This window comes from Streptomyces sp. CB09001 (assembly GCF_003369795.1).
In the GTDB taxonomy this organism is placed as follows: Bacteria; Actinomycetota; Actinomycetes; order Streptomycetales; family Streptomycetaceae; genus Streptomyces.
Window position 1 is genome coordinate 3,343,762 of sequence record NZ_CP026730.1, and the last position, 21,073, is coordinate 3,364,834.

Annotated in this window: 24 protein-coding genes; 13 read left to right on the plus strand and 11 right to left on the minus strand. The window is 72.1% G+C overall.

The window, feature by feature from the left end:
* Window positions 1-4 precede the first annotated feature (4 nt).
* Window positions 5-595, minus strand: a complete 591-nt coding sequence (locus tag C4J65_RS15300; RefSeq protein WP_031043866.1) for a DUF5994 family protein — start codon at window positions 593-595, stop codon at window positions 5-7.
* Between the two features lie 315 nt (window positions 596-910).
* Between C4J65_RS15300 and C4J65_RS15305 the strand changes: the two genes are divergently transcribed.
* On the plus strand, window positions 911-1,306 hold the full coding sequence (locus C4J65_RS15305) for a DUF5994 family protein (protein ID WP_203550461.1): 396 nt from the start codon (window positions 911-913) through the stop codon (window positions 1,304-1,306).
* Here the strand turns inward: C4J65_RS15305 and C4J65_RS15310 are convergent.
* Both C4J65_RS15310 and C4J65_RS15315 read right to left on the minus strand, forming a co-directional pair.
* Window positions 1,274-1,807 carry a DUF5994 family protein gene (locus tag C4J65_RS15310; protein WP_115742901.1) on the minus strand — a complete coding sequence of 178 codons (534 nt, stop codon included), beginning with the start codon at window positions 1,805-1,807 and terminating at the stop codon, window positions 1,274-1,276. The two genes, C4J65_RS15305 and C4J65_RS15310, sit on opposite strands and share 33 nt — an antisense overlap.
* 242 nt (window positions 1,808-2,049) lie before the next feature.
* A complete protein-coding gene (locus C4J65_RS15315; RefSeq protein WP_191878945.1) occupies window positions 2,050-3,426 on the minus strand; it encodes an NAD(P)-binding domain-containing protein in 1,377 nt (458 codons plus the stop codon).
* 129 nt (window positions 3,427-3,555) lie between these two features.
* Here C4J65_RS15315 and C4J65_RS15320 point away from each other — a divergent pair, with 129 nt between their 5' ends.
* Window positions 3,556-4,638: an NAD(P)/FAD-dependent oxidoreductase gene (locus C4J65_RS15320; RefSeq protein WP_115742902.1), complete on the plus strand. Its 1,083-nt coding sequence runs from the start codon at window positions 3,556-3,558 to the stop codon at window positions 4,636-4,638.
* Window positions 4,639-4,677: 39 nt separating this feature from the next.
* Entirely contained in the window at window positions 4,678-5,046 is a 369-nt protein-coding gene (locus C4J65_RS15325) for a metalloregulator ArsR/SmtB family transcription factor (RefSeq protein ID WP_031045997.1), read from the plus strand.
* Window positions 5,047-5,056: 10 nt separating this feature from the next.
* Here C4J65_RS15325 and C4J65_RS15330 read toward each other — a convergent pair whose 3' ends face one another.
* The 3 genes from C4J65_RS15330 to C4J65_RS15340 are packed head-to-tail and all read right to left on the minus strand — an operon-like array spanning window position 5,057 to window position 7,585.
* The gene (locus tag C4J65_RS15330; protein WP_115742903.1) at window positions 5,057-6,112 is read right to left on the minus strand and encodes an ArsO family NAD(P)H-dependent flavin-containing monooxygenase; all 1,056 of its coding nucleotides are present in this window, start codon (window positions 6,110-6,112) and stop codon (window positions 5,057-5,059) included.
* A gap of 58 nt (window positions 6,113-6,170) precedes the next feature.
* Entirely contained in the window at window positions 6,171-7,280 is a 1,110-nt protein-coding gene (arsB, locus tag C4J65_RS15335) for an ACR3 family arsenite efflux transporter (protein WP_037763984.1), read from the minus strand.
* Window positions 7,277-7,585 carry a metalloregulator ArsR/SmtB family transcription factor gene (locus C4J65_RS15340; protein ID WP_019324863.1) on the minus strand — a complete coding sequence of 103 codons (309 nt, stop codon included), beginning with the start codon at window positions 7,583-7,585 and terminating at the stop codon, window positions 7,277-7,279. The genes arsB and C4J65_RS15340 overlap by 4 nt, the downstream gene beginning before the upstream one ends.
* Window positions 7,586-7,677: 92 nt before the next feature.
* Between C4J65_RS15340 and C4J65_RS15345 the strand changes: the two genes are divergently transcribed.
* The gene (locus C4J65_RS15345) at window positions 7,678-8,091 is read left to right on the plus strand and encodes an arsenate reductase ArsC (RefSeq protein WP_031046009.1); all 414 of its coding nucleotides are present in this window, start codon (window positions 7,678-7,680) and stop codon (window positions 8,089-8,091) included.
* A gap of 820 nt (window positions 8,092-8,911) precedes the next feature.
* On the opposite strand, the gene C4J65_RS15350 is transcribed toward C4J65_RS15345, so the two are convergent.
* Complete coding sequence (locus C4J65_RS15350) at window positions 8,912-9,517, minus strand: lytic polysaccharide monooxygenase (protein ID WP_115742904.1); 606 nt, start codon at window positions 9,515-9,517, stop codon at window positions 8,912-8,914.
* 373 nt (window positions 9,518-9,890) lie between these two features.
* Here C4J65_RS15350 and C4J65_RS15355 point away from each other — a divergent pair, with 373 nt between their 5' ends.
* The 6 genes from C4J65_RS15355 (at window position 9,891) to C4J65_RS15385 (ending at window position 14,748) form a co-directional block, all read left to right on the plus strand.
* Window positions 9,891-10,403 carry an alkyl sulfatase C-terminal domain-containing protein gene (locus C4J65_RS15355; protein WP_240330429.1) on the plus strand — a complete coding sequence of 171 codons (513 nt, stop codon included), beginning with the start codon at window positions 9,891-9,893 and terminating at the stop codon, window positions 10,401-10,403.
* Between the two features lie 189 nt (window positions 10,404-10,592).
* The gene (locus C4J65_RS15360) at window positions 10,593-11,240 is read left to right on the plus strand and encodes a dihydrofolate reductase family protein (RefSeq protein ID WP_115742905.1); all 648 of its coding nucleotides are present in this window, start codon (window positions 10,593-10,595) and stop codon (window positions 11,238-11,240) included.
* Between the two features lie 152 nt (window positions 11,241-11,392).
* Entirely contained in the window at window positions 11,393-11,788 is a 396-nt protein-coding gene (locus tag C4J65_RS15370) for a helix-turn-helix transcriptional regulator (protein ID WP_115742907.1), read from the plus strand.
* Window positions 11,789-12,017: 229 nt separating this feature from the next.
* Window positions 12,018-12,809: a molybdate ABC transporter substrate-binding protein gene (gene modA / locus C4J65_RS15375; RefSeq protein WP_115742908.1), complete on the plus strand. Its 792-nt coding sequence runs from the start codon at window positions 12,018-12,020 to the stop codon at window positions 12,807-12,809.
* Window positions 12,806-13,654: an ABC transporter permease gene (locus C4J65_RS15380; protein WP_115742909.1), complete on the plus strand. Its 849-nt coding sequence runs from the start codon at window positions 12,806-12,808 to the stop codon at window positions 13,652-13,654. The genes modA and C4J65_RS15380 overlap by 4 nt, the downstream gene beginning before the upstream one ends.
* Window positions 13,651-14,748 (plus strand): ABC transporter ATP-binding protein, encoded by a 1,098-nt coding sequence (locus C4J65_RS15385; RefSeq protein ID WP_115742910.1) that lies wholly within the window; start codon window positions 13,651-13,653, stop codon window positions 14,746-14,748. Before C4J65_RS15380 ends, C4J65_RS15385 begins: the two co-directional genes overlap by 4 nt.
* 126 nt (window positions 14,749-14,874) lie before the next feature.
* Here the strand turns inward: C4J65_RS15385 and C4J65_RS15390 are convergent, their stop codons facing one another.
* The 3 genes from C4J65_RS15390 to C4J65_RS15400 all read right to left on the minus strand — a co-directional run bounded on the left by C4J65_RS15390 (window position 14,875) and on the right by C4J65_RS15400 (window position 16,738).
* On the minus strand, window positions 14,875-15,471 hold the full coding sequence (locus tag C4J65_RS15390; RefSeq protein ID WP_115742911.1) for a hypothetical protein: 597 nt from the start codon (window positions 15,469-15,471) through the stop codon (window positions 14,875-14,877).
* A gap of 99 nt (window positions 15,472-15,570) precedes the next feature.
* Window positions 15,571-16,191 (minus strand): hypothetical protein, encoded by a 621-nt coding sequence (locus tag C4J65_RS15395; protein WP_115742912.1) that lies wholly within the window; start codon window positions 16,189-16,191, stop codon window positions 15,571-15,573.
* Complete coding sequence (locus tag C4J65_RS15400; protein WP_115742913.1) at window positions 16,184-16,738, minus strand: SigE family RNA polymerase sigma factor; 555 nt, start codon at window positions 16,736-16,738, stop codon at window positions 16,184-16,186. The genes C4J65_RS15395 and C4J65_RS15400 overlap by 8 nt, the downstream gene beginning before the upstream one ends.
* 165 nt (window positions 16,739-16,903) lie before the next feature.
* On the opposite strand from C4J65_RS15400, the gene C4J65_RS15405 reads away from it, so the two are divergent.
* From C4J65_RS15405 to C4J65_RS15415, 3 genes are all read left to right on the plus strand, one after another.
* Window positions 16,904-18,517: a PH domain-containing protein gene (locus C4J65_RS15405; protein WP_115742914.1), complete on the plus strand. Its 1,614-nt coding sequence runs from the start codon at window positions 16,904-16,906 to the stop codon at window positions 18,515-18,517.
* A complete protein-coding gene (locus tag C4J65_RS15410) occupies window positions 18,505-18,897 on the plus strand; it encodes a hypothetical protein (protein ID WP_240330430.1) in 393 nt (130 codons plus the stop codon). Before C4J65_RS15405 ends, C4J65_RS15410 begins: the two co-directional genes overlap by 13 nt.
* 156 nt (window positions 18,898-19,053) lie before the next feature.
* A complete protein-coding gene (locus tag C4J65_RS15415; RefSeq protein WP_115742915.1) occupies window positions 19,054-19,830 on the plus strand; it encodes a polysaccharide deacetylase family protein in 777 nt (258 codons plus the stop codon).
* Between the two features lie 13 nt (window positions 19,831-19,843).
* Here C4J65_RS15415 and C4J65_RS15420 read toward each other — a convergent pair whose 3' ends face one another.
* Window positions 19,844-21,040 (minus strand): FAD-dependent oxidoreductase, encoded by a 1,197-nt coding sequence (locus tag C4J65_RS15420; protein ID WP_115742916.1) that lies wholly within the window; start codon window positions 21,038-21,040, stop codon window positions 19,844-19,846.
* Window positions 21,041-21,073 lie beyond the last annotated feature (33 nt).

Consider the following 21,073-nt stretch of genomic DNA (forward strand, 5'->3'; position numbering starts at 1 on the left):
GCCCTCACACCCTTTCCGGCCGGTCCCTCGCGGTGGCGACGGCGACTCGAAGCCATGGAGAAGTGACGGAAGCACCGGCTCCATGTCCTCCTTCGGACTCCCACACCGCTTCCCTGGTGCGGTCGGCCTCGGCGGTCACCGTCAGACGCGCGGCATCCGCCAGCAGGCTGCTCGCGGTCGCTGTCCGGCGCGGGTCGCTCGCGGCGGCCATCAGCCAGGCGGCCGCGGCCGGAGGCGTCTGCGGGGGAACGACCAGCAGGTTCCAGCGGCCCACGTGGTAGGAGAGCAGCAGCAACTCGTGCTCGTCCTGCTCGAAGCGGAACCAGCCCACCTTCACCACGTGCCCGGCGACAGGCACCTTGCGCGGGACGACCGGCCACTGGGCGGGGTTCACCGTGATCCGGGTGATCCGCCCCCACAGCGGATCCAGAACGGACGCCAGGGCCGGCAGTTCGGCGGTGAGATCACGCGAACGCGGCCACCAGGCGCCGTCCAGCAGGAGCGGTGCCGAACCGGCGGGGACGAGCGAGAGACGTACGGGAGACGTGGGACGCCGGTCTTCGGACGTCGTCGGAGGGGAGACGGTCGCAGTCATGACGCGAACCCTGCCCCGGGCGGGCCTGAGCCGACCCGGCGTATTCGATCACCGAAAACGGCACAGACGCGATATGTCCGTGCGCGGAGTGTTCCCGGTTCCTCCAGCCTACTCTTCGCGGCGCCCGAGCAGGCCGTACGCCGGGAGCAGCCCGCCCGATGAGGCCGAAGCCTCTTGTCGGGGCTCGTCGAGGAGTAGCCTGAGGACTTCGAGGGCTTTCGTGCACCGGCGCCGCCGGTCCCGTCCTCGGTCACCCAACCACCGGGCGCGCCGTCAGCCAGCGCAGGCCCGCAGTCAGGCTTCTTCCTCATGATCATGAACTCCACTCAGCTGCGTCCGCACGCGGCACCGTTCCGCTCACGTGCCGCGCGCCTCGTCCTCGGATCCGCCAGCCGTTTCGGCCGTCCGGACGGCGCTTGGTGGCCACGGACCCGCGACCTGGCACGAGAACTCGGCGAACTGGCCGACGTGATCGATCCGCTGTGGGGCCGGCTCACCCACGTGGCCGTCAATCCCCGCCACTGGCAGCCTCTCCCGCACGGCCTGGTCGTCGTCAACGGCTACGAGGTGGCGGTCGACCGATTCACCGAGGTGCTCAACCCGCACAGGATCCTGCTGCAGTCCTACACCGCGGGCCGCTGGGATCTCCTCGTGGTGCCGCCCCCGACGAGCGCGTCGTCAGCAGCCCGGCTCATGGCGGCCGTGGCGTAGCGCAGCGGCGCGTGCATGCCCCGGACCCACACGCTCCGTGCCGGTGTCGATGAGGATCTGTTCCGCCGACGTCTGACTGCCGGCGCGCACGGCCGCGGCCATGGCCGCGCGGGCCGCGTCGGCCGCGGTGTGCGGCGGAACCACCAGCAGCGAAAAGAGATCATTGCTGCCCCGAGTGATGAGAACGGTGTCGTCTCCGACCGGGAAGGAGTCGATGCGGACGACACGACCGTCGATCGTCAGCAGCGTCGGCAGCTCGTCCCAGGCGTCGGTGTCCAGACCGACACGTGTGATCGGCCCGAGGTACTCGGACAGCGCGGAGACGAGGCCGGGCAGTTCACCGGCGATGTCGCGGGAGCGGGGCCACCACGCCCCGTCGAGCGCGCCCTTCCGGTCATGCGTCGTCTCAAGCCGCACCACCGCGGTTCCAGGTCGCGAAACCGCCTGATGCACAGCGTCGGGCAGGAGCCTGCTCACCCGCGGGGGGTCGGGGTCGGACATCGCACTCGCCTGCCTACCGGGAACGGCAAACCGAAAGCCTCCTGGTTTCACGGTACTCCTCGACCGACGACGGCCGGAATTCCACGATCACCGGGCTACTCACCGTCATCGCCGCACGCGATGAAGAACAAGGTCGAGGTGTGCTTCCCTCGACCTGCGCTTCTGGGCGGCACCAAGGCCCGTCACCCCGACGTACTCGCCGCCAACGCAAGGAACGCGCCAGCGCCCGCGGTGTCGGTCTGTCAGCAGCCGCCGGAGGCGGCCGGTGCGCCGATGCCGATCTGCAGCGTGGCAGGGGCCGCGCAGCAACCTCCGCCTTCGCCGCTCCGCGCGGCGTCGGGCTCGTCGAACAGACCCGCGCCGCCACACACACCGGTCTCCGGCAGGGTCAGCTCGACGCGTTCGGCCGCCTCGTGGTCACCGGCGAGAGCGGCCGTGATGGAGCGGACCTGCTCGTAGCCGGTCATGGCGAGGAAGGTGGGGGCGCGGCCGTAGGACTTCATGCCGGCCAGGTAGACGCCCTGCTCCGGGTGGGACAGCTCCTTCACGCCGTGCGGGTAGACCGTGCCGCAGGAGTGGACGTTCGGGTCGATCAGCGGAGCCAGCGCGGTCGGGGCCTGGAGGCGTTCGTCGAGGCCGAGGCGGAGCTCGGAGAGGAAGCTGAGGTCGGGGCGGAAGCCGGTCAGGACGACGACCTCGTCGACCGCGTCCAGGCGGCGGCCGTCCTCGGCGACCAGGACCAGCCGGTCGCCGTCACGCTCGACCGCTTCCGTACGGAACCCGGTGACGGCGCTCGCGTGCCCCTGCTCCACCGCCGCCTTGGCACGCAGGCCGAGGGCGCCGCGGGCCGGGAGCTGGTCGGCCTCGCCGCCGCCGTACGTGGCGTCGCCGATGCCTCGGCGCAGGATCCAGACCGCGTGTGTGTCCGCCTCTTCCCCGGCCAGGTCGGCGAGCAGGGCGAGAGCGGTGAAGGCGGAGGCGCCGGAACCGACGACCGCCGTGCGCTTGCCGGCGTAGCGGGCTCGGACAGCCGGGTCCTTCAGGTCGGGGACGCGGTAGGTGATGCGGTCGGAAGCGGACTTCTCACCGAGGGCGGGGATGCCGTTCGCACCCATCGGGCCGGGCACGGACCAGGTGCCGGAGGCGTCGATGACGGCGCGGGCGGTGATCCGCTCCTCGCCGCCGTCCGCTGTCTCGATGTGCACGGTGAAGGGCTGCTCCTCGCGGCCGGAGTCGACAATCCGGTCCCGGCCGGCGCGGGCCACGCCGGTGACCGTCACTCCGTAGCGGACCTGGTCGCCGAGGACGTCCGCGAGCGGCTGGAGGTACCGCTCGACCCAGTCGCCGCCGGTCGGGTACGTCGTCTCGTCGGGGCGGACCCAGCCGGTTGAAGCGAGCAGCTTCTCGGCGGCCGGGTCGGTGACCTCGGCCCAGGGCGAGAACAGGCGGACGTGCGCCCACTCGCGCACCGCAGTGGCAGCGGACTGGCCGGCCTCCAGCACCAGGGGCTCCGCGCCGCGCTCAACGAGGTGTGCGGCTGCGGCCAGGCCGACGGGGCCGGCGCCGATGACCACAACGGGCTGCTGGTGGTCGGTGGTGGACACGCTGGTGTTGGACACGGCGACGACACTCCCTTTTGCTTCGACATCTGTCGATCCCTTGCGAGACCAGGATGGCACCTGCTTCGATGGGCGTCAACATAGACACTTATCGAAGCCGTAGTACTTGAGCGATCCGAGGGAGCGGGCATGGAACACGTCGACGTGGCGGTCATCGGTGGTGGCCAGTCCGGACTGGCCACCGCACACGCCCTGCGCAAGCAGGGTCTGGCACCGGTGATCCTGGAAGCGTCCGGGCAGCCGGCGGGGTCATGGCCCCGCTACTACGACAGCCTCGCCCTCTTCTCCCCCGCGGCCCGCAGCTCCCTTCCGGGCCTGCCGTTCGGCGGCGATCCGGACCGCTACCCGCACCGGGACGAGGTCGTCTCCTACCTGCTGCGTTACGCCGAGCGCCTGGACGCCGACGTCCGCACCGGTATGCGTGTGCAGGAGGTGCGTATGAGCGACGGAGCCTTCGTCCTTACCCTGGAAACCGGAGAACGCATGACGGCCCGGGGCATCGTGGCGGCCTCTGGAACCTTCGGCCGGCCTCACCGGCCCGCCCTCCCAGGGTTGGACGACTTCACGGGCACCGTGCTGCACGCGGCCGAGTACTGCGGGCCGGAACCACTCGCCGGGCTGGGGGGCTCCCCGGCCGGAGGTTGGGGGAGGGTGGTGGTCGTCGGGGCCGGCAACTCGGCGGTGCAGATCGCCGCCGAGCTGGCCACACATACCCGGGTGACGCTCGCGGCGCGGCATCCGGTGCGGTTCGCCCGGCAGCGCCCGCTGGGCCGGGACCTGCACTGGTGGCTACAGCGGACAGGGCTCGACACCTTGCCGGTGGGCAGGTTCCTGCGCACGCCGCCGACACAGTTGGTGATCGACGACGGCCGCTACCGCGCCGCGGTTGCAGCCGGCGCCCCTGACTTGCGCCCGGTGTTCAGCGCGATCGACGGCACGAAGGCGACATGGACCGACGGCGCCATCGAGGAGATCGACACGATCGTCCTGGCCACCGGCTACCGACCCGACCTCGGCTATCTGCGCCCGCTCGGCGCCCTCGACTGCGACGGCCAACCGCGCCACCGGGAGGGCCTGTCGACCACCCATCCCGGACTGGCGTACGTCGGCCTGGAATGGCAGCGCAGCCTCTCCTCGAACTCCCTGCGCGGGGTCGGCAGGGACGCCGCCCGCGTCGTACGGCGCCTTGTCGCCCATCTCGACGCCCGCTGACTCTGGCTGGGCTAGTTCGACATGTGTCAACATAGGCGTATGTCGAATGCCAAGGCACTGCCGCTGCTGGAACGATCCGAGGCCCCCGTCGCCGCGGTGCCGTGCTGCCCGCCGTTGAGCGAGCGTCCCTTCACCGCCGAGGAGGCCGAGCGCACCGCCCGTATGTTCAAGGCGCTCGGCGACCCCGTGCGGCTGCGGCTGTTCTCGGCCGTCGCCTCGCACGAGGGCGGCGAGGCATGCGTGTGCGACATCTCCGACGTCGGTGTCTCGCAGCCGACCGTCTCCCACCACCTGAAGAAGCTCAAGGAGGCCGGCCTGCTCACGTCCGAGCGGCGCGGCACCTGGGTCTACTACCGGGTCGAGCCGTCGGTACTGGCGGCGATGGGACAGCTGCTGGCCGTTCGGTAGCGCACGCGGATCACCTTGCACCTTTGAGAAGCCCGGCGATCTGCCGCGCTGCGTCGCGGGCCGCCCGTCCGACGCCGATGAGCGTGGCGGAGGCGGGGCCCGTCCAGTCTCCGTATCCGAGGAGGTGCAGCCGGGGGTCCGCCACTGCACGCGTGCCCTGGGTGGGGATGTGGCCGCGCAGGCCCAGGGGTGACAGGTGGGAGAGGGCAGGCCGGAAGCCGGTGCACCAGATCACCACGTCGGCGGGCGCTCGCGTGCCGTCGACCCAGGCGACGCCGTCGCGGTCGAGGCGGGCGAACATGGGTGACGCTTTGAGCCGCCCGGCGTCCCGGGCCTCACGCACGGGCGGTACGGCGACGATGTCCCCCAGCGAGGCGACGCCTCCGGTGTCGGTGCGGCCCTCGTCGAGGGCGCGACGTCGGGCGGTGGCCGCGTCGAACAGGGCGCGGCCGTCGATGTCGTCGGCGAGGTACCGGGGCGGACGCCGGGTCACCCAGGTCAGTTCGGTGTCGTGGGCGAGGTCGGCGGCGATCTGCGCGCCGGAGTTGCCGCCCCCGACGACGATCACGCGTTGGCCCGCGAAGTCCCGCGGTCCGCGGTACGAGACGGTGTGCAGTTGCCTGCCCTGGAAGTCGCCGCGGCCGGGGACGGCGGGGAGGAAGGGACGCCACCAAGTGCCGGTCGCGCTGATCACCGCGCGTGTGTACCACGGGCCGGAGTCGGTCTCCACTCGCAGCAGCCGGCTGTCGGCGTGCACGCCGATCACCCGGACGGGTCGCTGCACCGGGAGGTCGTATCGCTTCTCGTAGTCGCTCAGGTAGGCGACCAGGTGCCCGGCGTCCGGGTACTCCTGGCCCGACTGCGGCGGCATGAGGCGGCCGGGGAGCGAGGAGAAGGCTGCCGGGGAGAACAGGTGGAGCGAGTCCCAGGTGTGCTGCCAGGCCCCGCCCGGGGTGGCCTGGGCGTCGAGGACAACGAAGTCGAGGCCCAGGCGGCGCAGGTGGTAGCCGGCGGCGAGCCCTGCCTGACCGCCGCCGATCACCACCACGTCGGAGTGCTGTGTCATGCCGCCTGCGCCGCCGCGCACGTGATGGACCGGACGGTGCGGGCCGTGAGGCAATGCATCAGTAGCCTCTGCCCTCGGTGGTCGGAGCGGACGGGGTGAACTTCTTGCGCCAGGCCAGCGAAACATAGACGAGGCCGATCAGGACGGGCACCTCGATGAGCGGACCCACCACGCCGGACAGGGCCTGGCCGGAGGTGACACCGAAAGTGGCGATGGCGACGGCGATGGCCAGCTCGAAGTTGTTGCCGGCGGCGGTGAAGGCGAGGGTGGCCGTCCGGTCGTAGGCGAGGCCGATCGCCTTGCCCAGCAGGAAGGTGCCGAAGAACATGACCGCGAAGTACACCAGCAGCGGCAGCGCGATGCGGACCACGTCCAGCGGCTGCGAGGTGATGGTCCTGCCCTGCAGGGCGAACAGGATGACGATCGTGAACAGCAGGCCGTAGAGCGCCCACGGACCGATCCTCGGCAGGAAGCGGGACTCGTACTTCTCGCGGCCGAGCCTCTTCTCGCCGATGCGGCGGGTGAGGAAGCCCGCGAGCAGTGGAACACCGAGGAAGATGACGACGTTCAGGGCGATCTTCCACATGGAGATGTCCAGGCGTTCGCCGTCGCCCAGACCCAGCCAGCCGGGCAGCAGGTCGAGGTAGAACCAGCCGAGCAGACCGAACGCCAGGACCTGGAAAACGGAGTTGAGGGCGACGAGTACGGCGGCGGCCTCGCGGTCGCCGCAGGCGAGGTCGTTCCAGATGATGACCATGGCGATGCAGCGGGCCAGGCCGACGATGATCAGGCCGGTGCGGTACTCGGGCAGGTCCGGCAGGAAGATCCAGGCGAGCGCGAACATCACCGCCGGGCCGACGATCCAGTTGATCACCAGCGACGAGGCCATGAGCCTGCGATCGCCGGTAACGGCGTCGAGCCTGTCGTAGCGGACCTTGGCCAGGACCGGATACATCATGACCAGCAGGCCGACGGCGATCGGCAAGGAGATGCCGCCGATCTCGACCCTGGCAAGGGCGTCGTCCAGACCCGAGACGGCTCGGCCCAGGCCGAGGCCGATGGCCATGGCGATGAGGATCCAGACGGCGAGGAAGCGGTCGAGCGTCGACAGCTTCGCGACGACGGAGGGCTCCTCGGTGGTCGTCGCGGGGGCTTCGGTGCGGGTCACGGACAGGCCCTCTTGTTCTCGACGGCGTTGCGTGCGGAGTCGGCCAGGTCGGCGAACTGGCCGGCGAGCGAGGCGATGACGTCCGGGCGGAGCCTGTAGTACGTGTAGCGGCCGCACGGCTCGGTTTCGACGACGCCGGCCTCGCGCAGCACTCTCAGGTGGTTGGAGAGGTTGGTCTGCCGGGCACCGGTCTCCTCCACGAGGTGGGTGGTGCACAGCGTCTCTTTGGCGAGCAGGGTCACGATCCGCAGCCTGAGCGGGTCCGCCAGGACCCGGATCAGGTCAGTGTCGACTGACGTCATCATGCACTGATACTCTCACATCAGTGGTGACTGACACCATCGGGCGCTGATGCCATGCGCGCCTGATGCCGTCTCGAGACAAGAGAGACCTCCTGATGCCCGACAAGCCTTCCGTGCTGTTCGTCTGCGTCCACAACGCCGGCCGCTCGCAGATGGCAGCCGCGTGGCTGACCCACCTGGCCGGGGATCGCGTCGAGGTCCGTTCCGCCGGATCCAACCCGGGCGAGAACGTCAACCCGGCCGCCGTCGAGGCGATGCGCGAGGTCGGTGTCGACATCTCCGCCGAGGTGCCAAAGATGCTGACCGTGGACGCGGTCAAGGAGTCCGACGTCTGCATCACCATGGGCTGTGGCGACACGTGCCCGGTCTTCCCGGGCAAGCGCTACTTGGACTGGCAGTTGGAGGACCCGGCCGGCCAGGGCGTCGAGGCCGTCCGCCCGATCCGCGACGAGATCAAGGTGCTGGTCGAGGGCCTGATCAAGGAGATCGCGCCAGAGCCGCAGTCATGAGCAACGCCCGCAGCCCGCACTCGGATCGACCATGGCCTCACGACAGATCGCCTACTTGAGCCGGCGTACACACCTCGGAGCATCCACGGCCCCGGGGCACCGATAGCGCGCAGCGCAGCAACCAACCCGTCGGCCTTCCCCACCACCGATACTCGACAAAACCTCGGTCCAGGCTCGCGTCACGTCGCCGAAGTCCAGCAACAGCCCCCGGACCTGCCGGAGCAGAACGCGCAGGACCACAACACCCGCGACGCTTCCGAGCCCCATCCCGATCCACCACATCGGCCGCCTCCTCGCCCAGAACCCCAGGCTGCCTGCGGCGAAGATCGAAGTCTGTACCCAAAGAGACGCTTTTTGTGATCTTGGCATCCTCGGTTAGGAGTGTGCACACGCAAGTCACCGTGGCAGCAGTGCTCCCCCGCCAGGCATTCCTCATCGCCAAGTGCCCAGCGGCCCTCCGCGAAGCAGCGCCGACCAGCCTCGTGCCCACAGCGTGCCCATACGACCGGAGAACAACGGTAAACAGCGGCGCGGAACAGGTAGCCGAAAGCGCGCTCCAGAATACGTAGCCGCAGGTGAGAGGTGGTCTCACCCGTGAAGCGCCCTCGCTTCCCAAGCTGAGAGCGCGAGTTCGATGCTCATCACCCGCTCCACACGAAACCCCAGGTCAGCGACCTGGGGTTTGTGTCTATCGCTGGCTCTTCGTCGGTCCTTCGCACATCATGCACTCGAAAATGGGACACGCGGAGGGCACGGATACGTGGCCAGGACCGCCCAACCACTGTCCCTCAGGCCGGTGCCTTGTGCGGCGCTCCCCGGCTCAGCCGAAGCTCACGTCGCTGCACCACATGTAGGCCTGGTCGAGGTGCGAGGCCTGCCAGATCACGAACACGACGTGGTGTCCGGTGTAGCCGGCAGTCTGGACGGGGAACGTGATGTCCTGCGCCGGGGCGAAGCGGCCGGTCTGCGTGATGAAGTCGAGGTTGCCCCAGCCCAGTGTCTGGGTCTTGGGGTCGAAGCCCTGCTTGCTCACGTAGACCTTGAAGTAGTCGGCACCGTGGGACGCCTGGTCGTACAGGTGGACCGAGAAGTTGTTGCCGACGGTGGTGGTCTTCCACTGCCCGGGCTTGTTCAGGCTGGCGTTCCTCGACAGGTTGTTGCTGCAGAGCGTCCCGTCGGGGGTCCGCGCCTGGAACTGGCCACCGAGGCCGTCGCGGAGCGCGCTCATCCAGTTCCACATGGTGTCGGGGTTGGCCTGGAAGGCCTGCCAACACATGGGATCTTCGGTCTGCATGGCCGGGTTCGTGTGGTTGCTGCCCCACGTCTTCCAGCACTGGTACGCCCGGGAGGCGGGGCCGACGATGGTGCCGTGAGCCTGGGCGGGGGCCGACCAGGTCAGTGCGCCGACAACCACGGCGAACAGCATGACGAGCGCCTGGAGAGGGCGACGGAGGGGCGACCGCGAACGCCCGGTTAACGGACTCTGTGTGCGCATGTGGGGGGAACTCCTTCCAGTTGCAAGGCTGTTATGGGAGCGCTCCCAACGGTAGGTCGCCTGGGTGAAATGTCAATGAAACGCACAAAGTTGATCACAGCGGTGGGCAACGAGCGGGGAATCTGCCGTGCGCCGGACGCGCCGCAACTCACCCGGGGGCGCCTCCGCGGCCCCGGGACGCTCGCGGACCAGGCGCCGGAGCACTTCGCGGTGGACCGTCCGCCGGGCCATGGAGAAGCAACCTGGCTGATCAGTCGCCGTCCCCGAATCCCAGCTCCTTGTGGGGGACGGCGCGGATGCTGTGGTGCAGGCCGACCTCCAGGCCGACGCCTACGAGCAGATGGGCTACCAGGCCGAGGGCCCGCAGTGGCGCGGCATCTTCCTGACCGCCGCCAAGGAACTGCGCGAGGGCGTCGTCCCGGCCGCCTTCGCCACCGCCAGCCCGGACTCGATCCTGGCCATGCCGATCGACATCCTCTTCGACTTCGCCGCCGTCCACCTCGTCGGCGACAAGGCCGCCACGGCCGACCTGCGCATCGACTTCCGCTTCACCGACACCGACACCGACACCGACGAGACCTGGACGATGTGGGTTCGCCGAGGCGTCCTCAACGCACGCCGCGGCGCCTCGCCCGACACTCGCTTGACGGTCAGCGGCCCCAAGCCCGCCCTCGTCGCCTGCCTCCTCAAGCCGGCCGACGCGGAACGCCTCGCCCGGGCCGGGAAGATCACTCTCGACGGGGACGAGTCCGCCCTGACAACCCTGGCCGGACTCCTGGACGACTTCGACCCGGACTTCGCCGTCGTCACCCCCTGATGCGCGGCTCCTCGGTCAGTCATCCGGAGCGGGAGCGGGAGCGGGGTACGCATCCGCGAAATCCTCCCGTGGCGCCTTTCGGAAGAACTCGCGCGCCGCTGTCGATCCCGTCGGGTCCCGTTCGACATCTTGATGCAGGACGCATCGCCAGGAAGCAACAGGAACCCACAGGACCTGATGAGGGAACGCATGGATCAGCTGCTGCGAGTACAGAACTTCACCGTCTCACGCGACGGCGTCGCCGCCGGCGAGGACCAGAGCCTGGAGCGGCCCTTCGGGCACGACGTCGATCCGGGGCGGCTGTTCGCCTGGGCCGGCGCCACGGCGAGCTGGCCCAACCGCACCGAGCCTGGAGGAACCCGGGGCCTCGACGACTACTTCGCCCGGGACTTCAGCCACAACATCGGCGCCGAGATCATGGGCCGCAACAAGTTCGGGCCCCAGCGCGGCCCGTGGCAGGACCACGAGTGGCAGGGCTGGTGGGGTGACGAGCCGCCGTTCCGCACTCCGGTGTTCGTCCTGACCCACCACGCGCGTCCGTCGTTCACGCTCTCCGACACCACGTTCCACTTCGTGGACGGCGAACCCGCCACCGTGCTCGCGCAGGCGCGGGAGGCCGCGCAGGGCAAGGACGTCCGGCTCGGCGGCGGGGTGACCACCGTCCGGGAGTTCCTCGACGCCGGTCTCGTCGACACGCTGCACGTGGTCGTCGCGCCGGTGACGCTCGGCTCCGGGCTGCGCCTGTGGGACTCGCCGGAGCATCTGCTGGACCGGTACCACATGGAGGTCGTGCCCAGCCCGAGCGGCGTGACGCACCACCTCTTCTGGCGCAGATGACAAGAGCGAGAGAGGGAGGGGAACGCGCGATGCGACGTCGGAAGTGTGGGGCTCGCGACGGGGCTTCCTGAGGGTCGCGAGCGCCGGGGCCGGGGAGGGCGGCCCCGGCCTCCCCGGTGAGCCGTTCCCGCCGCTGATCTATCTTGGCGGCCATGCAGTCATACACGATCGGCCAGGCCGCCCGGCTGCTCGGCGTGAGTCCGGACACCGCGCGGCGGTGGGCGGACGCGGGCCGGGTGGCGACCCATCGCGACGAGGCCGGGAAGCGGCTCATCGACGGGAAGGACCTGGCCGCCTTCTCCGTGGAGCTGGCGCAGAGCGGGAGCGGTGAGGAGGACACCTCCTACACCTCGGTGCGCAACGCCTTCCCCGGCATCGTCACCGCCATCAAGCTCGGGGACGTGGCGGCCCAGGTGGAGATCCAGGCCGGTCCGCACCGGCTGGTTTCGCTGCTCACGCGGGAGGCCGTGGAGGAGCTGGGGCTGGAGGTCGGGGTGGAGGCCACCGCCCGGGTGAAGTCGACGAACGTGCACGTCGACCGGGTCTGAGCCGGCCCGCCCTGGAACGTACCCGGCGAGCCCGGCCGCACGTGCGCGCCGTACGCGCCGTACGCGCCGTACGAACGCACATGCCAGGTAGAGGGATCGATGATCCCTCTCATGCGAAGCGCCAGGAGACTTTCGGCTTGCATCTGCGGCAGTATGGTCGGCGTATGTTCTGTCCAGGAGCTGGAGGAGTGGACTCGTGACGACCCGTTCCGCGCGCCGGAGTCGCCGGATGCTTCAGGTGACCGGCGCAGGCGCCGCCGCGCTGCTGGCCCTGAGTGCCTGCTCGTCCTCCGGCTCCGACTCACAGTCCGGTGCCTCCTCGTCGGGCGGCGGTTCGGGCGGACTGTCCGGGACCGTGAACGTCTTCGCCGCGGCCTCGCTGACGGAGAGCTTCACCGAGTTGGGCGAGGAGTTCGAGAAGCAGCACCCGGGCACCGAGGTCGTCTTCAACTTCGGCGGCAGCGACTCGCTCGCCGCGGGCATCACCAGCGGGGCACCGGCCGACGTGTTCGCCTCCGCCAGCCCCGGGACGATGAAGGTCGTCACGGACGCGGACGCCGCCGCCGGGACGCCGGTCACCTTCGTCCGCAACCGGCTGGAGATCGCCACCCTGCCCGGCAACCCGGACCGGGTCGCCTCGCTGAAGGACCTCACCGGGGACGGTCTGAAGGTCGTGCTGTGCGACAAGGCGGTGCCGTGCGGGGCGGCCGCCCACAAGGCGCTGACCGCCGCCGGTCTCGAACTCACCCCGGTCTCCTACGAGGAGGACGTGAAGTCGGCGCTCAACAAGGTGGTCCTCAAGGAGGCCGACGCCGCGGTCGTCTACAGGACGGACGTGGAGGCGGCCGGTGACAAGGTGGCGGGCGTGGAGTTCCCCGAGTCGGCGAAGGCCGTCAACGACTACCCGATCACCCTGCTCAAGGACGCCCCCAACGCGGACGTCGGCGAGGCGTTCATCGAGCTGGTGCGGTCCGCCGAAGGGCGGAAGGTCCTGACCGGCGCCGGGTTCACGGCGCCGTGACCACCCCGCACAGGACCGGTGCCGCCGGTCCCCGCACGGATGGGCCGCGGCGCCGCCGCCAGGTCCGGGGCGGTGCTCCCTTGCCGCTGCTCGTGCCCGCACTGGTCGGCCTGGCGTTCCTGGTGCTCCCCCTCGTCGCCCTGCTGATCCGGGCCCCCTGGGCGAGCATGCCCGAGCTGCTGACCAGTACCGAGGTGTGGCAGGCGCTGCGCCTGTCGCTGATCTGCGCCACGGCGGCGACCGTGGTGAGCATGGTGATCGGCGTGCCGCTGGCCTGGCTGCTGGCCCGGGTGGAGTTCCCGGGCCGCGGCCTCGTCCGGGCCCTGGTGACGCTGCCGCTGGTGCTGCCGCCGGTGGTGGGCGGTGTCGCCCTGCTCATGGCGCTGGGCCGCAACGGCGTCGTCGGGCAGTGGCTGGACTCCTGGTTCGGGATCACGCTGCCGTTCACCACCACCGGTGTGATCCTCGCGGAGGCGTTCGTGGCGATGCCGTTCCTCGTCATCAGCGTCGAGGGCACCCTGCGCGCCGCCGATCCCCGCTACGAGGAGGCGGCCGCCACCCTCGGCGCCTCCCGCTTCACCGCGTTCCGCCGGGTCACGCTGCCGCTGATCGCGCCCGGGATCGCCGCCGGTGCCGTGCTGGCCTGGGCGCGGGCGCTCGGCGAGTTCGGGGCGACGATCACCTTCGCCGGGAACTTCCCGGGCCGCACCCAGACCATGCCGCTGGCGGTCTACCTCGCCCTGCAGAGCGACCCGGAGGCGGCCGTCGCCCTCAGCCTGGTCCTGCTGGCCGTGTCCGTCGCCGTCCTCGCCGGACTGCGCGACCGCTGGATGACCGCCTCATGACCGACGCCGAGAAGACCACCGAGCCGGCCACCCGGGGTGCCGCGGAACCCGGGCCGTACGGGCTCGACGCGCGGCTCGTCGTCGAGCGGGGCGCCTTCCGCCTCGACGTGGCCCTGACCGCGGCCCCCGGCGACGTCGTCGCGCTGCTGGGCCCGAACGGCGCCGGCAAGACCACCGCCCTGCGGGCCCTCGCCGGTCTCGTCCCGCTCACGGACGGACATCTGCGGCTCGACGGGGCGGAGTTGGACCGTACGCCGCCGGAGTCCCGGCCGGTCGGGGTCGTCTTCCAGGACTACCTGCTCTTCCCGCACCTGACCGCGCTCGACAACGTGGCCTTCGGGCCGCGCTGCCGGGGCGCGACCAAGGCACAGGCCCGGACGCAGGCCGCCGCCTGGCTGGAACGGCTGGGTCTCGCCGGGCACGCCGCCGTCAGACCGCGCCGGCTCTCCGGCGGCCAGGCCCAGCGCGTCGCCCTCGCCCGCGCCCTGGCCACCCACCCCCGGCTGCTGCTCCTCGACGAACCGCTCGCGGCCCTCGACGCCCGCACGCGCCTCGACGTCCGCGCGCAACTCCGGCGCCATCTGGCGGACTTCGAGGCCGTCGCCGTACTGGTCACGCACGACCCGCTGGACGCCATGGTCCTCGCCGACCACCTCGTCGTCGTCGAGGACGGCCACGTCGTCCAGGAGGGCACCCCCTCCCACATCGCCCGCCGTCCGCGCACGGACTACATCGCCCACCTGGTCGGGCTCAACCTCTACCGAGGCCGGGCCGAGGGCCACACGGTACGGCTCGAGGACGGGCCGGCGATCACGACCGCCGAGGAGCTGACCGGGCCGGTCTTCGTCGCCTTCCCGCCCGGCGCCGTCACCCTGCACCGGGACCGTCCCACCGGCTCCAGCGCCCGCAACGTCTGGCGCTGCGAGGTGGCCGGTCTGGAGACCCACGGCGACCGGATCCGCGCCGACCTCACCGGCGACCTCCCCCTCGCCGCCGACCTGACCACGCTCGGCGCCGCCGACCTGGACCTGCACCCCGGCGCCACCGTCTGGGCCACGGTGAAGGCCACCCAGACGCACGCCTACCGCGACTGACCCGTGGTCCCCCTCGACGGGCCGGACCGGTGGACCTCGCCGGCGCGTCGGCCGGAGCGTGCGGTGGCCCGCCGCCCGCCACCGCCGGTTCCGCCGCGCGGCGGATCTCCGGGCCCCGCCCGCGCGTCAGGGCGTGTACAGCGACTGCACCCTGGTGACCCGTCCCTGGCCGTCGAAGCTCAGGTCGTAGCCGAGGAGCGCGCGGTCCGGGGAGGGCCGGGCCGACAGGCGGCTGACGAACTCGTCCTGGGCGTACGCGGCGGGGTGCTTCGCGTCGCCGAGCGGGACCGACAGGAGCACCTGGGCGTCCTCGGTCATGCTCACCTCGGTGTAGGGCCCCTCGCCCGGGACGATCACCCATGCCTCGAACTGGGGGTGGGGCTTCTTCTCGGCGGGCCGCACCGACAGGTAGGTCCGTCCGTCGGCGGTCCGGGCGCCGTCGATCTGCACGAACTGCTTGGTGCCGGCCCAGCGGGCCGCGGTGCCGCTCGCCGCGGTGGCGCTCGGTGCGATGGCGCTCGGCGCGGTGCTCGGGTCCGTCCCGTCCGACGACGGGGCAGGCGTCGTCGAGGCCACGGACGCGGTGGCACTGGCGGTGGCGGTGGCGGCCTGCCCGTCGTCCGGTCCGTCGTCCTGGCCGCTGCACCCGGTCAGGGCCAGCAGGCCGAGGGTGAGGGCGGTGAGGCAGCGGACGGTGGTGGTCCGGCGGTGTGCGACGCGCATGGTGAAGTCCCCCCAAGGACGTGGTGCGTTCTGGATACGCACTCTCTACGCGCCACCCCACCCGGCGGGTTGCATCCCGGCGCGAATTTCTTCCCCGGATCAGTCGTCGAGCCAGTACGCCTCCCGCAGCGAGTGCACGCGGCCCTCGCCGTCGTAGTCGATCGCGAAGGCCCACTTCCGCCCGGCGGACAGCCGGTCCAGCAGCTCGTCCAGTCGCAGGTCCGCCGGGTTCCCGCCGGACAGCCGCCGTGCCTCGACCGGCGTCCCCCGCGGCAGGGTCAGCGGGTGCGCCTCGCCCGCGGGCGTCGCCCCGCCCCGCACGGTACGGAGCGGCTCGACGGTGACCCGCACGGTGTCGCCCTGCGCCACCGCGTCGTACACGTAGGCCAGTTCCCCGGCGTACTCCGCTCCGGGGGCGGGCGTCGGCGGCACGAAGGGCGAAGCGGTCGCCGTCGGGGGGACGGCGGGCGGCTCGGGGTCCCGGACGGCCCGGACCAGTGACAGGCCGCCCAGGGCCACCGCCGCGGCCAGCAGCGCGCCGCCGGACGCCAGCGCGGTCCGCCTGCGGCGCAGGCGCTGCTCACCGCGCGCCCGGATCCGCTCCGCGGCCGGCGGCACCACGTGCCGGCGACCCGACTCGGCGAGGTCCGCCAGGGACTCCTCCAGCCCGGGCAGCGGTCCGGGTGCCGGTCCTGGCCCCGGTTCCGGCCTGTCAGCCATGACGCACCTCCGGCAGGCGACTCGTCCGCGGATCCAGCTCGGTGTCGGACAGCAGCCGTGCCAGCGCCGCCCGGCCCCGGCTCAGCTGTGCCTTGACCGTACCGACCGGGCAGCCGACCTCGGCGGCCACCTGCTCGACCGGCAGGTCGCACAGGTGGTGGAGCACCACCGCCCGGCGTTGCGCCTCGGGTATCCGCCGCAGCGCCTGGACCAGCAGCACATGGTGCGGCTCCGGGGGCGGAACGGCGGCCGGCGGGCCCTGGCCCCGGGCGAAGGCGAGCGCGGTGCGTACCTTCCGCCACCGGCTGACCGCCAGCCGCCAGGCCACCGTGCGCACCCACGCCTCGGGGGCGCCGTTCAGGTCCAGCTCGGTCCGGCGTTCCCAGGCCCGGGCGAAGGCCTCCTGGACCACGTCCTGCGCCTCGGCGAGGTCGCCCGTCATCGCGTACAGGTGACCGATGAGCCGGCCGACGCTCTCGGCGTAGAAGGCGTCGAACTCGTGCGCGTCGGTGCCCCGGCCGGTGCTCGTTTCGTCTGGTGGTCGCATGTCTCCCCTGTCAGGCTGCACGGTGCCACCCGACCGCCTCCCGGTACAAGGAGCCCGCGTCGTCCGCCCGGCCGCCCTTCCACCGGTCCCCGGCAGCCTGGCGGGCCGGAACACTGCCGGATGCCGTACAGGCGGGGACGTCGCGGCCGGTGGCACCATGCGCGCATGACCGTCGGCCAGGAAGTGCGTGTCCGGCCCCCGCTCAGGCGGCCCCTGTGGGTGTGCGTCGGGGTGGGGGCGGCGGGGGCCGTCCTGGCCTTGGGGCGCCTGGTGTACTCGGGAACGTTCGTGGACTGGTGGGTGGGCGGCGGGCTGCTGGCCGCTCTGGTGGGCGTCGCCTTCCTCCACGGGGTCACCCTGGAGGTGAGCGCCGACGCGTACGGCGTGCGGTACGGCTCGCTGCCGCGCCGTCACCGGAGCATGCCGTGGGGCGACATCGCCGACCTGCGCGTCCACATCCAGTACGGGCGGCACGGGGAGGAGTACTTCCGGGTCGGCGTCCTGCTGCGCGACGGGCGGACGCGGCGGCTGCCCCTGCCGGTGTCCGGGTCCCGGGCCGGCCGGCCGGACTTCGACGCGACGCTGGACGCGCTGCGGGCCCTGCACCGTCGGTACGGGAGCCCCGAGTCGGACCATCTCGCCGTCATCTCCAGACGCACCGCGGGGCGCGGCGCCGCCGTACCGCTGGTCCTGTGCCTGCTGCTGTTCGCGGGGGCGGGGCTGGCCGCGTGGTTCGTGCCGGTCACGGGGGCGACGAAGGAGGCGTGGGACTCGGCCGTCCCGTGCGCGGCCGGGACGCCGTCCGAGGAGCGCGGCGCGTGCCTCACCACCCGGCCGGCCGTGATCGCGCGGACCGAGGTGGGCCGGGCGAAGCAGCCCAGCCGGCTGTACTTCGCCGACGGGCGGCCGGTGGACCGGCTCACGGTCTCGCGGGAGGGCGCCCAGGGGTTCCGGGCCGGTGACCGCGTCGAACTCACCCTGTGGCGCGGACAGGTGAGGGTGGTGGCGGCGGAACACCACGTGTGGCGCGAGCACTTCACCAGCGCCGGTTCGGTGGCCGTACTCGCCGCCGCGCTCGCCCTCGCGGCCGGGTACCCGGGGGCCCGGGTGCTGGTGCACCGGCGCGGGCGCCGGCTTCCCGACGACGAGGTGCTGCCGTCGGCGCTGCCGTTCGCGGGCGTTCTGGCCGGCACCGCGCTGTGGCTGCTGCCGTTCTGCTACGTCCATCCCCTGGGCCCGCCGGCCTCCCCCGGGCCCCTCGCCTGGGCGGCCGCGGGGTCCCTGGCCACACTGGGCCTCCTCGTCCTGGCGTGGCGCGCCACCCGGATCAGCACGCCGCAGACCGCCGCGACGGCCACGGTGACCGGAGCCGTGCCCCGGGAGGACGGCGGAGCGGACGTGTTCCTCGCCGCCCGCTTCCTGGAGAGCACCGACTACAACCCGAACCACTTCGGCACCCATGTCGTACTCGGCGACGGCCCGCCCGCCGTCGTCCCCCACCCCGGGCCGGGGCGGTTCGCGGCGCGGCCCGTCCCCGCGCACCGGCTCACCGTCAAGGGCGTACGGCGTCCGCGCGGTGGCGACGGCGACGGCGTGCCCCGCGGCTGGCACGTCGCCGAGCTCGACGACGCGGGCGAGCCGGTCCGCCTCGCGGCGGCCCCGGCCGACCTGGCCCGCATCCTGCACGCCCTGGGCGCGGCGGGGGCCGCCACGGACACCGAAGCGGCCAAGCTGCCCGGACTTCCGTCCGAAGGGGGCCCGCGATCATGTCTGTTCTGAGCACGGAGGACTGGTGGCTCATCGCCTTCGGCGCCACCGTCGTCCACACGGCCGCGATGTACTGGTGCATGCCGACGTCCAAGGCCCGGCTGCGCATGTTCGCCGCCCCGCTGGCCGGTTGGCTCTTCCTGCTGCCCAACGCCACGGTGAAGGGCTACTCGGTCCCGCACACCCTCTACATCTACAGCGGCGTCCTGCTCACGTTCGTCGTCATGCTGGCGCCGATCGCCAGGAAGGTCGCGGCCGACATCCGGGAACAGGAGGAGAAGCCCTGGGACAAGGTCCCCCTCAACACCTTCTCCCTGTACTGGATGGCGGGGTCGGGCACGGCTTGCACAGGAGTCGCGGCCTATTTCTGGGAGTACCTCGCCCATGGGTGAGCCGTAGCCCGCGTCGAGTTGTCCGCGAACTCCCCCGGGATTGTCCGTGATCGGTAACGGAGGGATCCCGGGGCGGGTTTCTCCCGTCCTGTCATGTGGTCCCCGACGTGAGCGGGGACCGGCGGCGAGCAACTACGCGAAGGCGGGGCGGCGGACATGGCGCGGCACGGTGGCGGGCGGGGCTGGTACGGCAAGGTGGTCGGGGCGGCGCTCGGTGTGACGGTGCTCGCCGTCGGCGCCTCGGTGTGGACCGCGCAGGCCGACTCCGTCGGCGGCGGCGCGACGCCGCGGGCGTCCGCGCCGGCCACTCCGGGCGGCGCCGCCAAGCCCGTCGACATCAGCATCGCGCACGCCTCGGACGCGGGGCCGCGCGGCGTGAACATCACCATCGACGACGGCCCCGACCCCGCGTGGACGCCTCAGGTGCTCGACCTGCTGGACGAGTACGGCGTGAAGGCCACCTTCTGCATGACGGGCCTTCAGGCCGAGGCCCACCCGGATCTCGTGAAGGACGTCGTCGCGGCCGGGCACCGGCTGTGCGACCACACGGTGTCGCACGACACCACCATGGACAAGAAGTCCGAGGCCTACCAGTCCAAGGAGATCCTCGACGCCGAGCGCATGATCATCAAGGCGTCCGGGGGTGTGCGGCCGGTGTACTACCGGGCCCCCGGCGGGGCGTTCACCCCCTACAGCCGCAAGCTCGCCGCCTCCCACGGCATGCGCCCGCTGGGCTGGAACGTGGACACCAAGGACTTCGAGCGGCCGGGCGCGGACGCCATCGTCGCCACCGTCAAGCGGGAGCTGCCCAACGGGCCGACCATCCTCTTCCACGACGCCGGGGGCGACCGCACCCAGACCGTCGAAGCCCTGCGGCAGGTCCTGCCCTGGCTGAAGGAGCAGGGCCACACCTTCGGCTTCCCGGTGCGGTGAGCGCGTCCCTCGTTCAGGTCGTCGGGACCGGCTCCGGGGTGCGGGGCGCCACCGGGCGGCGACGGGTCGGGACGCCGAGGGTCGGGTTGGCGACGCCCCAGGCCGCGGACTTGCAGACGAGTTCCTTGTAGAGGGCGGCGAGCCGTCCGGTCAGCGCCGCGCGCACGGCGCGGTCGTCGGCGGTGACGTACTGGATCAGGCCCTGGCCCCGGCCCAGCGAGATGCACTGGTTGAAGTAGCGCGGCGTCACCTTCGGCAGCTTCCCGCCGGTCAGCCGGGCGGCGATGGCGTCGGCGGCCTGCCAGGCGGTGGGCACGCCCGAGGCGCACGACATCCGCAGCGGCCGGTCGCCGGGTCCCGCCGCCAGCGCCGCGTCGCCGACCGCGTACACGTCCGGGTGGGACACCGAGCGCATGGTCCCGTCGACCACGATCCGGCCGGTGTCGGTGACGTGCAGCGTGGTGGCGCTCGCCAGGGGGTGGACGGCGAATCCGGTGGTCCACACCGTGACGTCGGCCGGGACGGCCGTGCCGTCGGCGGTGACGACGTGGTCCGCGGCCACGGCCGTGACGGCGGCGTTCTCGTGCGCCGTGACGCCGAGGGCGGCGAAGACCTTCCGCAGGTGGCGGCGGCCCTTGGGGGAGAGCCAGTCGCCGAGTTCGCCGCGGGCCGTGAGCGACACGTCGAGGTCCGGACGGGCCTCGGCGATCTCGGACGCGGCCTCCAGGCCGGTGAGCCCGCCGCCGACGACGACCACGGTCCGGCCGGCCTCCAGCCCCGCCAGGCGTTCGCGCAGCCGGAGCGCTCCCGGCCGGCCGGCGATCTCGTGGGCGTGCTCCGCGGCACCGGGGACGTCCTGCGGGTTCCAGGCGCTGCCGAGGGCGTAGACGAGGGTGTCGTAGGCCAGTTCACCGGCGCCGTCCTCGTCGGTGACGGCGACGGTCCTGCGGTCGGCGTCCACGCCGGTGACCCGTGCGATCCGCACCTCGACCCCGGTGTTCGCGAACATCTCGTCGAGCGGCCGGGCCCTGAGGTCCTGGCCGACGGCGAGCTGGTGCATCCTGACCCGTTCGACGAAGTGGGGCTCGGCGTTGACGAGGGTGATGGCCGCGTCCTCGCTCCGCAGCCGCCTGGCGAGACGGCCGGCGGCGACGGCTCCGGCGTATCCGGCGCCCAGGACGACGATGCGGTGCCGCGGGGTGTGCTGCATGGCGTACTCCCTTGTCTCCGGCCGCCGGCGCTC